Origin of the sequence: Pseudacidovorax intermedius (assembly GCF_001476815.1) — a bacterium.
In the GTDB taxonomy this organism is placed as follows: domain Bacteria; phylum Pseudomonadota; class Gammaproteobacteria; order Burkholderiales; family Burkholderiaceae_C; genus Xenophilus; species Xenophilus intermedius_A.
In genome coordinates, this window is the sequence record NZ_LDSL01000106.1 from 1 (window position 1) to 12,615 (window position 12,615).

The 12,615-nt window shown below is 69.3% G+C and carries 11 protein-coding genes; 9 read left to right on the plus strand and 2 right to left on the minus strand.

From position 1 onward, the window contains the following. Positions 1–312: 312 nt before the first annotated feature. Positions 313–1,161 (minus strand): 3-hydroxybutyryl-CoA dehydrogenase, encoded by an 849-nt coding sequence (locus NS331_RS16270; protein WP_058643017.1) that lies wholly within the window; start codon positions 1,159–1,161, stop codon positions 313–315. A 423-nt stretch (positions 1,162–1,584) separates the two neighbouring features. On the opposite strand from NS331_RS16270, the gene NS331_RS16275 reads away from it, so the two are divergent. From NS331_RS16275 to NS331_RS16315, 9 genes are all read left to right on the plus strand, one after another. Further along, positions 1,585–2,391, plus strand: coding sequence for a helix-turn-helix transcriptional regulator (locus tag NS331_RS16275; protein ID WP_058643018.1), 807 nt, complete (start codon positions 1,585–1,587; stop codon positions 2,389–2,391). Between the two features lie 61 nt (positions 2,392–2,452). Further along, positions 2,453–3,328: a branched-chain amino acid ABC transporter permease gene (locus NS331_RS16280; protein WP_058643019.1), complete on the plus strand. Its 876-nt coding sequence runs from the start codon at positions 2,453–2,455 to the stop codon at positions 3,326–3,328. Between the two features lie 3 nt (positions 3,329–3,331). Next, positions 3,332–4,408 (plus strand): branched-chain amino acid ABC transporter permease, encoded by a 1,077-nt coding sequence (locus NS331_RS16285; RefSeq protein ID WP_058643020.1) that lies wholly within the window; start codon positions 3,332–3,334, stop codon positions 4,406–4,408. Continuing rightward, the gene (locus NS331_RS16290) at positions 4,405–5,223 is read left to right on the plus strand and encodes an ABC transporter ATP-binding protein (protein WP_058643021.1); all 819 of its coding nucleotides are present in this window, start codon (positions 4,405–4,407) and stop codon (positions 5,221–5,223) included. Before NS331_RS16285 ends, NS331_RS16290 begins: the two co-directional genes overlap by 4 nt. A 55-nt stretch (positions 5,224–5,278) precedes the next feature. Beyond that, the gene (locus NS331_RS16295; protein WP_242873782.1) at positions 5,279–6,124 is read left to right on the plus strand and encodes an ABC transporter ATP-binding protein; all 846 of its coding nucleotides are present in this window, start codon (positions 5,279–5,281) and stop codon (positions 6,122–6,124) included. Further along, positions 6,121–7,992 carry an AMP-dependent synthetase/ligase gene (locus NS331_RS16300; protein ID WP_058643022.1) on the plus strand — a complete coding sequence of 624 codons (1,872 nt, stop codon included), beginning with the start codon at positions 6,121–6,123 and terminating at the stop codon, positions 7,990–7,992. The genes NS331_RS16295 and NS331_RS16300 overlap by 4 nt, the downstream gene beginning before the upstream one ends. 37 nt (positions 7,993–8,029) lie before the next feature. Further along, positions 8,030–9,196, plus strand: a complete 1,167-nt coding sequence (locus tag NS331_RS16305) for an ABC transporter substrate-binding protein (protein WP_058643023.1) — start codon at positions 8,030–8,032, stop codon at positions 9,194–9,196. A gap of 258 nt (positions 9,197–9,454) precedes the next feature. Further along, positions 9,455–10,978, plus strand: a complete 1,524-nt coding sequence (locus NS331_RS16310) for a BCCT family transporter (protein WP_082702552.1) — start codon at positions 9,455–9,457, stop codon at positions 10,976–10,978. 67 nt (positions 10,979–11,045) lie between these two features. Continuing rightward, a complete protein-coding gene (locus NS331_RS16315; RefSeq protein ID WP_058643025.1) occupies positions 11,046–11,516 on the plus strand; it encodes a hypothetical protein in 471 nt (156 codons plus the stop codon). A 27-nt stretch (positions 11,517–11,543) separates the two neighbouring features. Here NS331_RS16315 and NS331_RS16320 read toward each other — a convergent pair whose 3' ends face one another. Continuing rightward, positions 11,544–12,548 carry a recombination-associated protein RdgC gene (locus NS331_RS16320; RefSeq protein WP_058643026.1) on the minus strand — a complete coding sequence of 335 codons (1,005 nt, stop codon included), beginning with the start codon at positions 12,546–12,548 and terminating at the stop codon, positions 11,544–11,546. Positions 12,549–12,615 lie beyond the last annotated feature (67 nt).

Genomic DNA, 12,615 nt, shown 5'->3' on the forward strand with positions numbered 1-12,615 from the left:
CGGGGGCGCGGGGGGGCTGGGGCGCGGATGGACCAGCCGGCGCATCCGTGGCGGCCAGTGGTTCCGCTGCCGACTCTGCGGCCGGCACGGAGGTGGCGGCGCATGCCAGGGACAGGGCCAGGACGGACTGGCGGATTGGCAGGGCGGGCATGGGATGCTCCTTCGGAAAAGGGGGGAAGTCCCGCAGCAGCGGGACGCCGGATCGGTGCCGCGAATGCAGGCAGGCAGGCAGGCAGGCAGGCAGGCAGGCAGGCAGGCAAGGGTATCGCAGGCGGCGGGCCGGGCGGCACCGTCGTGCGCAGGCGTCCCAGGTCAGTAGTGGTACACCCCGCGCCCCGTCTTGCGCCCCAACTGGCCGGCCGCGACCATCTCCTTGAGCAGCGGGCAGGGCCGGTACTTGGAGTCGCCGAATTCCTCCAGATAGACCTCCATCACCGCCAGGCACACGTCCAGGCCGATCATGTCGGCCAGGGCCAGCGGGCCGATGGGATGGTTGCAGCCCAGCTTCATGCCGGCATCGATGTCCTCGGGCGTGGCCAGGCCCTCGGCCAGCACGAAGAAGGCCTCGTTGATCATCGGCACCAGGATGCGGTTGACCACGAAGCCGGGCGCGTTCTTCACGGTGATGGGCTGCTTGCCCAGCTTGAGGGCCAGCGCCTTCACGGCGTCGTGCGTGGCGTCGCTGGTCAGGTAGCCGCGGATCAGCTCCACCAGCGCCATCATCGGCACCGGGTTGAAGAAGTGCATGCCGATGAAGCGGTCGGCGCGCGAGGTGTCGGCGGCCAACTGCGTGATCGAGATGGACGAGGTGTTGGAGGCCACGATCACCTCCGGCGCCAGCAGCGCGTCGACCTGCTTGAGGATCTTGCGCTTGAGCTCGTGGTTTTCGGTGGCGGCCTCGATGACCAGCTGCGCCGCCTTCAGGTCGTCGTAGTTCGTCGAGCCCCGGATCAGCGCCAGCGCGTCGGCCTTCTGCGCCTCGGTCAGCTTCTCCTTCTTGATCAGCCGGTCCAGGCTGCCGGCGATGGTGGCCAAGCCCTTGTCCACGGCGGCCTGGTTGATGTCCACCATCACCACCTTGACGCCCGACACGGCGCAGGCCTGCGCGATGCCGTTGCCCATGGTGCCGGCACCGATGATGCCCACGGTCTGGATGTCCATTGATTCGCTCCTCGAGGTCGGAAAGGAAGAAAGGGGAAAGAGGCGGAAAGCTTGGCCTGCATGCTAACGGCGAGGCGCCGCCGGGACCGTCGCGCAGGCGAAGCGCGCGGGCGCGCGGCGGCCCTCCGGGTCGATCCCGATGCCCGCGCGGGCCCCGCAGCCAGTTGCCGCAAGCGCCGACCCACCCGGCTGCCTACGCTCCCGGCCACGACCCGGCCTCCAGAGCCAGGGCCTGCACAACCGTCGGAGACACCGTCCATGCGCCCTAGGGTAAGTCCCTCGCGCCGCCCGCTTCCAAGCGGCCGGAGCCGCCACTACGATGGCCCGCGCCTGCCCCAGGCCGCCGCCGCCGCGGTGGGCATGGCGCCGCGCCCATCGCCCGGCACCGCGGGCCCGGACCTTCTGCCAGGAGGAGACACGAGGATGCACACCAGCAGGACCGCCCGTGCCGAAGGCGGCGAACGCGTCATGTGGCTGACGTCGCAGCGCGTCTTCTACGCCGGCCTGCTGGGCGCCACGCGCTCGCGCAGCCTGGGCGGCCATGCGCTCTACGTGTCGCCGCGCGGCCTGCCCAACCGCGTGAGCATCGACGGCGGCCCCTGGCAGTCGGGCGAGCTGCTGGTGGTGCCGCCGCATGCGCCGCACCGCGTGGAAAGCGCCGAGCCGCTGGTGCTCAGCGTGCTGGTCGAACCCGAATCGGTGGATGCCGATGCGCTGCCGCCGCTGCTTGGCCAGGCCGGCGCCGTGCAGGACGACGACGTCGTGCGCCGCATGCGGGTCGCCCATGCCCAGTTGCTCGCCGCCAGCCAGGGCGAGGCGCCGCCGCCGGCGGACTTCGACCGGCTGTTCTTCGGCCAGGCGCTGGCACCGCGCCGGCTCGACCCGCGCATCGCGCAGATCGTCGCCCGCATCTGCGCCAACCCGGCCGAGCCGCTGACGGCCGAGGCCTGCGCGGCGTCGGTGGGCCTGTCCTTCTCGCGCTTTCTGCACCTGTTCCGCAGCCAGGCCGGCGTGCCGTTCCGCGTGTTCCGCGCCTGGAAGCGCGCGCGCAGCCTGCTGCGCTACGTGCACCAGGGCACCAGCCTCACCGACATCGCGCTGGATGCCGGCTATCCCGACTCCACCCACTTCAGCCATTCGATCCGACAGGTCTACGGCCTCACGCCCAGCGACATCGTCGCCGGCTCGCGCCGCCTGGCCGTGATGGACGCGCACGGGCCGTCGGCCTGAGCACGCGCCGACGCCGCCCCACCGCGACGCACGCCGCGCGCCCACGCCCACCCCGACGCACATGCAGGTGCTGCAACTCCTGCTCTCGGGCATCGCCCAGGGCTGCATCTACGGGCTGATCGCCCTGGGCTTCGTGCTCATCTACAAGGCCACCGAGACCGTCAGCTTCGCCCAGGGCGACCTGATGATGCTCGGCGCCTTCGCGGCCTTTGCGGCGATGACGCTGCTGGGTCTGCCCTTCTGGCTGGCCGCCGTGCTGGCCGTGGCGGCGCTGGTGGCCTTCGGCGCGCTGCTGGAGCTGGTGGTGATCCGGCCCATCCTGGGCCAGCCGCAGTTCTCCATCGTCATGCTGACCATCGGCATCGGCTACGTCGTGCGCGGGCTCATCACCATGGTGCCGGGCATCGGCACCGAGACGCACACGCTGCCCGTGCCCTACAAGGACCAGGTCTGGAACCTGGGCGGCCTGGTGGTCAACGTGGAGCAGGCGGTGGTGATCGCCGCCACGGCGGTGCTGTGCGGGCTGCTGTACGCCATGTTCCGCTACAGCAAGCTGGGCATCGCCATGCAGGCCAGCTCGCAGAACCAGCTGGCGGCCTACTACATGGGCATTCCGGTCAAGCGGCTCAACGGCCTGGTGTGGGGCCTGGCGGCGGCGGTGGCCACGGTGGCGGGCATCCTGCTCGCGCCCATCACCTTCGTGCATGCCAACATGGGCTTCATCGGGCTCAAGGCCTTTCCGGCGGCGGTGGTGGGCGGCTTCGGCAGCCTGCCGGGGGCCATCGTGGGCGGGCTGGTGATCGGCGTGGTGGAGTCGCTGGCCGGCTTCTACCTGCCCGACGGCTTCAAGGACACGGCACCGTACATCGTGGTGCTGGCCATGCTGATGGTCAAGCCCAACGGCCTGTTCGGCGAGAAGCTGCGCAAGAAGGTCTGAGCCATGCGTTTCATCTTCAAGACCTCCTACGCGCAGGACATCGACCTCGCCAGGCATGGCGGCCACCGCTTCTGGTATTCGTTGCTGGGCGTGGTGCTGCTGGCGGCGCCCTGGCTGCTGGACGAATACTGGCTCGCGCAGTTGAACTTCGTGCTCATCTATTCGGTGGTCGGCCTCGGGCTGATGCTGCTGGCGGGCTTCACGGGCCAGTTCTCCATCGGCCATGCGGCCTTTCTGGGTACGGGCGCCTACACGCAGGGCGTGCTGGTCAACCTGGGCCTGCCCTTCCCGCTGGCCATGGTGGCGGCGGCGCTGCTGTCGGCCGCGGTGGGGGTGGTGGTGGCCATGCCGGCATTGCGCGTCAAGGGCATCTACCTGGGCATCGCCACGCTGGCCTTCGGCTTCATCGTGGAAGAGGTCTTCGCGCGCTGGGAGTCGGTGACCGGCGGCAACGCGGGCCTGCACGTCAAGTCGCCGAAGCTCTTCGGCCTGGACTTCGGCGGCGGCGAGGCCTTCTACTTCGTCTGCCTCATCACGGCCGTGCTGTGCACGCTGGGCGTGCTCAACCTGCTGCGCGCGCCCACCGGGCGGGCCTTCGTCGCCATCCGCGATTCGGAGATCTCGGCGCAGAGCATGGGCATTCCGCTCGCGCGCTACAAGACGCTGGCCTTCGCGCTGTCGGCCGCGCTGGCCGGGCTGGGCGGCGCGCTCTATGCGCACAAGATCAGCTTTCTCTCGCCCGACCAGTTCAGCATCCTGCAGTCCATCGACCTGCTGCTGCTGGTGGTGATCGGCGGGCTGGGCTCGGTGCACGGCGTGTTCCTGGGCGCCATCTTCCTGATCTCCATGCCGCAGCTCATCGCGCTCGGCAAGGACTGGCTGCCCGCCGCCATCGGCCAGGCACCCGGCCTGCAGGGGCTGGTGTACGGCCTGGTGCTGATCGCCTTCGTGCTCTTCGAGCCGATGGGCCTGTACGGCCGCTGGCTCAAGGTCCGCACCTGGCTGCAGCTCTTTCCCTTCTACCGCCGGGGCATGTTCAAGCGGCAGAAGTCCTTTACAAAATCCGACAGGCTGAAATGAGCGACGTGCTGCTTTCCGCCCAGGACCTCAGCGTGCGCTTCGGCGGCGTGCTGGCGGTCAACCAGGTGAGCTTCGACGTGCGGCGCGGCGAGGTGTTCACGCTCATCGGCCCCAACGGCGCGGGCAAGACGACGGTGTTCAACCTCATCAGCCGCATCTACCAGCCCACGACGGGCCGCATTACCTGGCACGGCGGCGCGGCGCCGCTGATGCTGACCGACCAGCCGCCGCATGCCATTGCCGCGCTGGGCATCGCGCGCACCTTCCAGAACATCGAGCTCTTCGAGCATGCGACGGTGTTGCACAACCTGCTGATCGGCCGGCACGTGCACCGGCGCACGGGCTTCTGGTCGGAGCTGTTCTTCACGCCCGCCACGCGCGCCGCCGAGGTGGCCGCGCGCGAGAAGGCCGAGCAGGTGATCGACCTGCTGGACCTGCAGCACCACCGCGATTCGCTGGTCGCCGGCCTGCCCTACGGCGTGCGCAAGGTGGTCGAACTGGCGCGCGCCCTGTGCACCGAGCCGCAACTGCTGCTGCTGGACGAGCCCTCGTCCGGCCTGAACGTGGAGGAGACCGCCGACATGGCCTTCTGGATCCAGGACATCCAGCACGAGCTGGGCATCTCCGTGCTGATGGTGGAGCACGACATGACGCTGGTCTCCAAGGTGTCGGACCGCGTGCTGGCCATGGCCCAGGGCCAGGTGCTGGCGCTGGGCAGCGCGCGCGAGGTGCAGGCCGATGCGCGGGTGATCGAGGCCTACCTCGGCACCGCCGAGGACGTGAGCAGCCTGCGGCGGCCGAAGGTGGCGGCATGAGGCGCACCGTGCCCGCCCTTCCCCGGCCGGCCGCAGGTGTGCAGGGAGCGCGCCCATGACCGGCATCGCCATCGCCTCGACCAGCCTGCCGGTGCATGCCGTCCTGCCGCCGGGCGTGGATGCCGCCCCCGCCGAGGACGTGCTGCAGCTGCTCAACGTCGAAAGCGCCTACGGCCCCATCAAGGCCATCCGCGGCGTCAGCCTCCGGGTGCGGCGCGGCGAGATCGCCACCGTGCTGGGCAGCAACGGCGCGGGCAAGACGACCATCCTCAAGACCATCTCCGGCATCATCGATCCGCGCAAGGGCACGGTGCACTTCAAGGGCCGGGACATCACCGCGCGCGATCCGGCCTTCATCGTGCAGCAGGGCCTGTCGCACGTGCCCGAGGGCCGCGAGGTGTTCCCGCTGCTGTCGGTGCGCGACAACCTGCTGATGGGCGCCTACACCCGGCGCGACCGCGATGGCGTGGCACGCGACCTGGAGACGGTGTTCGGCTACTTCCCCATCCTGCGCGAGCGCGCCGCGCAGGACGCCGGCCTGCTGTCGGGCGGCCAGCAGCAGATGCTGGCCATCTCGCGTGCGCTGATGGCCGCGCCCGAGCTGATCCTGCTGGACGAGCCGTCCCTGGGCCTGTCGCCCAAGCTCACCAAGGAAATCTTCGAGATCGTGGTGCGCATCAACCGCGAGCGCGGCACCACGCTGCTGGTGGTGGAGCAGAACGCCAACATGGCGCTCAACGCGGCCGACCACGGCTACGTGCTGGAGAACGGCCGCATCGTCATGGAGGACAGCTGCGAGCGCCTGCGCGAGAAGGAGGACATCCAGGAGTTCTACCTCGGCATGCAGGACGGCGGCGCCCGCGGCGAGCGGCGCTGGAAAAAGAAGAAGACCTGGCGATGACGGCCTACCGACCCGCCGGCCTCTGGGACACCGGCCACATGCAGCCGAACAGCGCCCTGCTGGTGCCCGGCGAAACGCTGCCCGCCGTGTTCTGGAACGCGGCCCGTGCCCGCAGTGATCGCGTGTGGCTGCGCCAGAAGAAGCTGGGCATCTGGCGTGCCTGGACCTGGCAGCAGACCGCCGAGGCCGTGCGCGAGATCGCCCACGGCCTCATGGCGCTGGACTTCGCGCCGGGCGACTGCGCGTCGATTCTGTCCAACACGGTGGTCGAATGGGTGCTGGCCGACCTGGCGGTGCTCAGCTGCGCGGGCGTGTCCAACGGCATCTACCCCACCGATGCCGCCACGCAGGTGCACTACCTGTGCGAGGACTCGTCCACCTCGATACTCTTCGTGGAGGACGACGAGCAGCTCGACAAGGCCCTGGCCGTGCGCGCCCAGCTGCCGGGGCTGCGCAAGGTGGTGGTGTTCGACATGAAGGGGCTGCGCGACTTCCGCGACCCCGACGTGCTCTCGCTGGACGACCTGCGCGCCCTGGGCCGCGAGCACCGGCGGCTGCATCCGCAGGCCATCGACGAGCGGGTGGCGCGGCTGCAGCCCACCGACCTGGCCATCCTCATCTACACCTCGGGCACCACCGGCAAGCCCAAGGGCGCCATGCACAGCCATGGCGGGCTGGTGTACGCCATGCGCGGCTACAACACGCTGATCGCGCAGGACGAGCACGACGAGCGCATGTGCTTCCTGCCGCTGTGCCACGTGGCCGAACGCATGGGCGGCGAGTACTTCGCCATGTACACCGGCTCGGTGCTCAACTTCGTCGAGAACCCCGAGACGGTGCCCGAGAACGTGCGCGAGATCGCGCCCACCGTCTTCCTGGCCGTGCCGCGCGTGTGGGAGAAGTTCTATTCGGGCGTGACGATCGCGCTCAAGGAAGCCACGCCCCTGCAGCGCGCCGCCTACGACTGGGCCATCGGCGTGGGCGGGCGCATCGCCGACCGCGTGCTCGCAGGCCAGCCGGTGGGCGGTGCGCTGAAGCTGCAGTTCCGCCTGGCGCGCGCGCTGGCGCTGGACAACGTGCGCAAGCTCATCGGCATCCACCGCGCGCGTTTCCTGGTGACGGGGGCGGCGCCCATCTCGCCCGAACTGGTGCGCTGGTACCTGGCGCTGGGCGTGCCCATGCTGGAGGTCTGGGGCATGACCGAGACCGGCGGCGCCGCCACCGGCATGCCGGCCGACCGCATCAAGCCCGGCTCCATCGGCCCCGCCACCGCCTACAACGAGGTGCGCATCGACGAGGCCACGGGCGAGATCCGCGTGCGGGGCCCCAACGTGTTCATGGGCTACCTCAACCTGCCGGACAAGACGGCCGAGGCGCTGGACGCCGAGGGCTGGCTGCACACCGGCGACGTGGGCACGGTGGACGCGGACGGGTTTTTCCGCATCACCGACCGCATGAAGGACATCATCATCACCGCGGGCGGCAAGAACATCACGCCCAGCGAGCTGGAGAACGAGCTCAAGTTCAGCCCGTACATCACCGACGCGGTGGTGATCGGCGATGCCAGGCCCTACCTCACGGTGATCGTCATGATCGACCAGGAGAACGTCGAGAAATTCGCCCAGGACCACGACGTGCCCTTCAGCAACTACGCCAGCCTGACGCGCGCCCGCGAGGTGCAGGACCTGATCCAGGCCGAGATCGACCGCGTCAACGCGAAGTTCGCGCGCGTGGAGCAGATCAAGAAGTTCTTCCTGCTCGACACCCAGCTCAGCGCCGAGGACGAGGAGCTCACGCCCACCATGAAGCTCAAGCGCAAGCTGGTGCAGGCCAAGTACGCCGCCCAGATCGATGCGATGTATGCCTGACCCCGTTCACTTCCGCAACGCCAAGGAGACGACCGCCATGAAGACTTCCCTGACGGCCCTGGCCGCCACCACGCTGGCGCTGTCCAGTCCATTCGCCTCCGCCCAGCAGGGCGTGAGCAAGGACGAGATCCGCATCGGCACCATCCAGGACCTGTCCGGCCCGCTGGCCGGCTTCGGCAAGCAGGCCCGCAACGGCATGCAGCTGCGGGTGGAGGAAATCAACGAGCAGGGCGGCATCAACGGCCGCAAGCTCAAGCTCTACGTGGAGGACTCGGGCTACGACCCCAAGAAGGCCGTGCTGGCGGCGCAGAAGCTGGTCAACCAGGACAAGATCTTCATCATGGCCGGCCACCTCGGCACCGCCCAGAACATGGCGGCCATGCCGGTGCAGTTCGACAAGAACGTCGTCAACTTCTTCCCCATCACCGCCGCGCGCGAGATGTACGAGCCGCTCAACCGGCTCAAGTACTCGTTCTCGGCCACCTACTACGACCAGGTGCGCGGCGCGCTGCCGGCGCTGGTGAAGGAAAAGAGCGCCAGGAAGGTCTGCACCATCTACCAGGACGACGAGTTCGGCCTGGAGGTGCAGCGCGGCGCCGAGGCGGGCCTCAAGGCCGCCGGCATGGAGCTGGCCGAGAAGACCAGCTTCAAGCGCGGCGCCACCGACTTCAGCAGCCAGGTCGCCAGGATGAAGGCCGCCGGCTGCGACATGGTGGTGCTGGGCACCATCATCCGCGAGACCATCGGCACCATCGCCGAGTCGCGCAAGACCGGCTTCAACCCGGTGTTCCTGGGCACCAGCGCCGCCTACACCGACCTGATCCACAAGCTGGGCGGCAAGGCCATGGACGGCATGTACGCCACCATGACGGTACAGAACCCCTACACCGACGAGCAGAACGACAAGATCCGCTTCTGGGCCAACAAGTACAAGACCAAGTTCAACGAGGACCCGACGGTCTTCTCGGTCTACGGCTATTCCATCATCGACGACTTCGCGCAGGCGGCGCAGAAGGCGGGTGCCAACCTGAGCACCGACAGCTTCATCAAGGTCATGGACGCCAGCACCTTCGAGCCCGACATGTTCGGCTCGCCCAGGATGACCTTCAGCGCCACCAAGCGCCTGGGCAACAACAATTCGCGCCTGTCGCAGATCGTGGACGGCAAGTGGAAGGTGGTGTCGGACTACACCACGACCCAGTGAACCCGGAGCGCGGGCACCTACGGCGGCGCATGGCCCCGGCCGCCTACAATCCGCGCCTTCGTTTCGCCCTATCCGGCCCTGCGCGCCGGTAGTCTGGGCATCGGGGCGGCCCTGCTGCCGCCCGCTTTTCCCGTCTGCGGCCAAGCGCCGCAGGCCTGTCGTCCATCAACGCCCCGTCGGGCTGCGGCATGCGATGGCGGTGCATGCGCACCGCCGGCGACGCCGTTGGCCATGGGGCGCTTCGAGGAGGAGTGCGCCATGCAACTCATCGTCTCCGCGGCCATCATCGGTGCCGTGGTGCTCTGGGGCCTGATTTCGCCCCGCACGCTCGACAGCGTCTTCAGCACGCTGCTCGCCGACATCACCCGCACCTTCGGCTGGTTCTACCTGTGGGTGGTGCTGGGCCTGGTGCTGCTGGCCTTCTTCCTGGCCGTGAGCCGCTACGGCGACCTCAAGCTCGGCGACGAGGACGACGAACCCGAGTTCTCCATCGGCGCCTGGTTCTCGATGCTCTTCGCCGCCGGCATGGGCATCGGCCTGGTGTTCTGGGGCGTGGCCGAGCCGGTGTCGCACTACATCAAGCCGCCGCCGGGCATCGCGCCCAACACGCCCGAGGCGGCGGGCGCGGCCATGCGCTATGCCTTCTTCCACTGGGGTTTCCATCCGTGGGCCATCTACGGCATCGTGGGCCTGGCCATCAGCTTCTTCACCTTCCGCCGCAAGGCGCTGCCGCTGGTGAGTTCGGCCACCGAGGCCCTGCCCTGGGCCTGGGCCCGGCGGCTGTCGCCGGTGGTCAACGTGCTGGCGGTGGTGGCCACGGCCTTCGGCGTCGCGGCCTCGCTGGGCATGGGCGCCACGCAGATCGGCGCCGGCCTGAACCAGGCCTTCGGCCTGCCCATCGGCCAGTGGACGCAGGCCGGCATCATCGTGGTGACCACGGTGCTGTTCATCACCTCGGCCGTCAGCGGCGTGGAGCGCGGCGTGAAGTGGCTGTCCATCGGCAACCTGATCATGGCCGGGGTGCTGGCACTGGTGGTCATGTGCCTGGGGCCGACCATCGCCATCATCGACACCTTCACCGCCACGCTGGGCACCTACCTGAGCGAATTCGTGCGCATGAGCCTGCGCATGACGCCCTTCCGCCAGAGTTCGTGGATCGGCGACTGGACCATCTTCTACTGGGCCTGGTGGCTGGCCTGGTCGCCCTTCGTGGGCCTGTTCATCGCGCGCGTGTCGCGCGGTCGCACGGTGCGTCAGTTCCTGGTGGGCACGGTGCTCGCGCCCAGCCTGGTGGGCTTCGCCTGGTTCGCGGTGTTCGGCGGCACGGCGCTGAACTTCGAGATCTTCCGCGGCGTGCCGCTGGCCGAGGCGGTGGCCGCCAATGTCTCCAGCACCATGTTCGTGATGTTCGACGCCATGCCGGCCGGCGCGCTGCTGTCGGTGGTGGCCACGGTGCTGGTGTTCGTGTTCTTCGTCACCTCGGGCGATTCGGCCACGCTGGTGCTGGGCACCATGAGCACGCAGGGCAATCCCAACCCGCCCAACCGGGTGAAGATCGTCTGGGGCGTGCTGGTGGCCGCCATTGCGCTGAGCCTGCTGCTGGCGGGCGGCCTGAATGCGGTGCAGACGGCCACCATCGTCTTCGCGCTGCCCTTCGCGCTGGTGCTGGTGCTGATGGCCATCTCGGTCACGCTCGCCATCCGCCACGACTGGGACGAGGAGCAGAAGCGCGAGCGCGCCCTGCGCCGGCGCATGCGCGAGATGGCCGACAGGCAGGGTTGACCCGAAGCCGCGGGCTGCGGTTGTCCGCAATGCGGCCCGCAGGCCGGAGCAGGGACAATCCGCCGCCATGACTCTCTCGAAAATCCTCGTCCCCGTTGCGGGACTGGCCCTGCTGGTGATCGGCTGGCGCAGCTACGGCCTGGCGGGCTTCGTCGGCGTGGCCGGCGGCATCATCATGTTCCTGCTGCTGCATTTCACCCGCACGATGACCGTGCTGCGCCGCGCCGGCAACCGGCCGATGGGCTATGTGGACAGCGCGGTGATGCTCAATGCCAAGCTCAAGCCGCGCATGACGCTGCTGCACGTGATCGCCATGACCCGTTCGATCGGCGCCGCGCAGACGCCCGAGGGCGTGCAGCCCGAGGTGTTCCGCTGGACGGACAACGGCGATTCCTACGTGGACGCGACGTTTCTCGAGGGCAAGCTGCAGGCGTGGAAGCTGACGCGGCCGGTGCCGGTGGAAGAGGCCGCGGCGGCTGCGGCGGTGCCGCCTCACACGGCGGATGCGGTGACGGGCGCGACGTCGGACGCGCGCTGAGCCCGGCCGCCCCGGCCCGGGCGATGCTCAGAACGGCGGGCCGTCGTCCTCGGCCGCTGCCGTCGCCACCTGCTTTTCGGCCAGCGGTGCCGGTGCCGGTGCCGGTGCCGGTGCAGCGGCCATCCCCGGCGCCATCTCGCCGCCCAGCGCCTCCAGCAGCGCCGGCAGCAGCTGGCCCAGCTCGCCGGTGACGATGGCGGCGTCGGTGTCGAAGCCCTCGTCCTTGGCCTGCGCATCGCTGCCGGCGCCGTCGAACACGCCTTCCAGGAACTGCAGCTTGCGCAGCTGCATGCCCTCGGTCAGCTCGAAGGACACGCGGTCCTCCCAGGTGAGCGCCAGGCGCGTCGGCCGCTTGCCCTGGGCGATGTGTTCGCGCACCTCCTCGATGTCCAGCGGATGCTTGGCATAGCGCACCACGGCCTTGGAATCGTCCGTGGCCTTGAGCTCGCAGTCGCGGTCGATGGAGAAGCCCGCCGGCGGCTCCTGCGTCGCCAGCCAGCCGGCCATGGCGCTCCCCGGCTCCACCTGCGTGTGGAAGGCCGACACGCCGAAGCCGTCCAGCGCCTTCACCAGCGCTGTCACCACACCGTCGGCGCGGGCCTGGTTGGAGGTGTCCAGCGTCAGGCGCCGCGCCGCAGGGTCGATCCACACCGCGATGCGCGCATGGCGGGTGAAGGCCATGGGCAGCAGCTCCTGGGTGATGTCTTCCTTGAGCTGCTTCTTCTCCTTCTTGCCGGGCTGGCGGCCGGTCTGCTGTTCGATCTGCGCGCAGCGCTCGTCCAGCTTACGGCGCACCACCGAGGCGGGCAGGGTCTTGCTCTCGACCATGTACTCCAGCAGCCACTGGCCGCCCACGGACTCCAGCAGCGGGCCGGCCGCCTGGCCGCGCGGCTCGACCCAGCCGGCGGACGATTCCTGCGTCGCGCCGCAGGGCACGAAGCGCTCCTTCTCCAGCTGCTGCTGGGCGGCGTCGAAGTCGGGCGCCCAGGCGGGCTCGATGCGGAAGCTGATGACGTTCTTGAAACGGGGCACGGCAGGTCGGCGGGAAAAACGCGAAGCGGGCGATTGTGCGTGCGCCGCGTCCCTGGCGCCGCGCGGC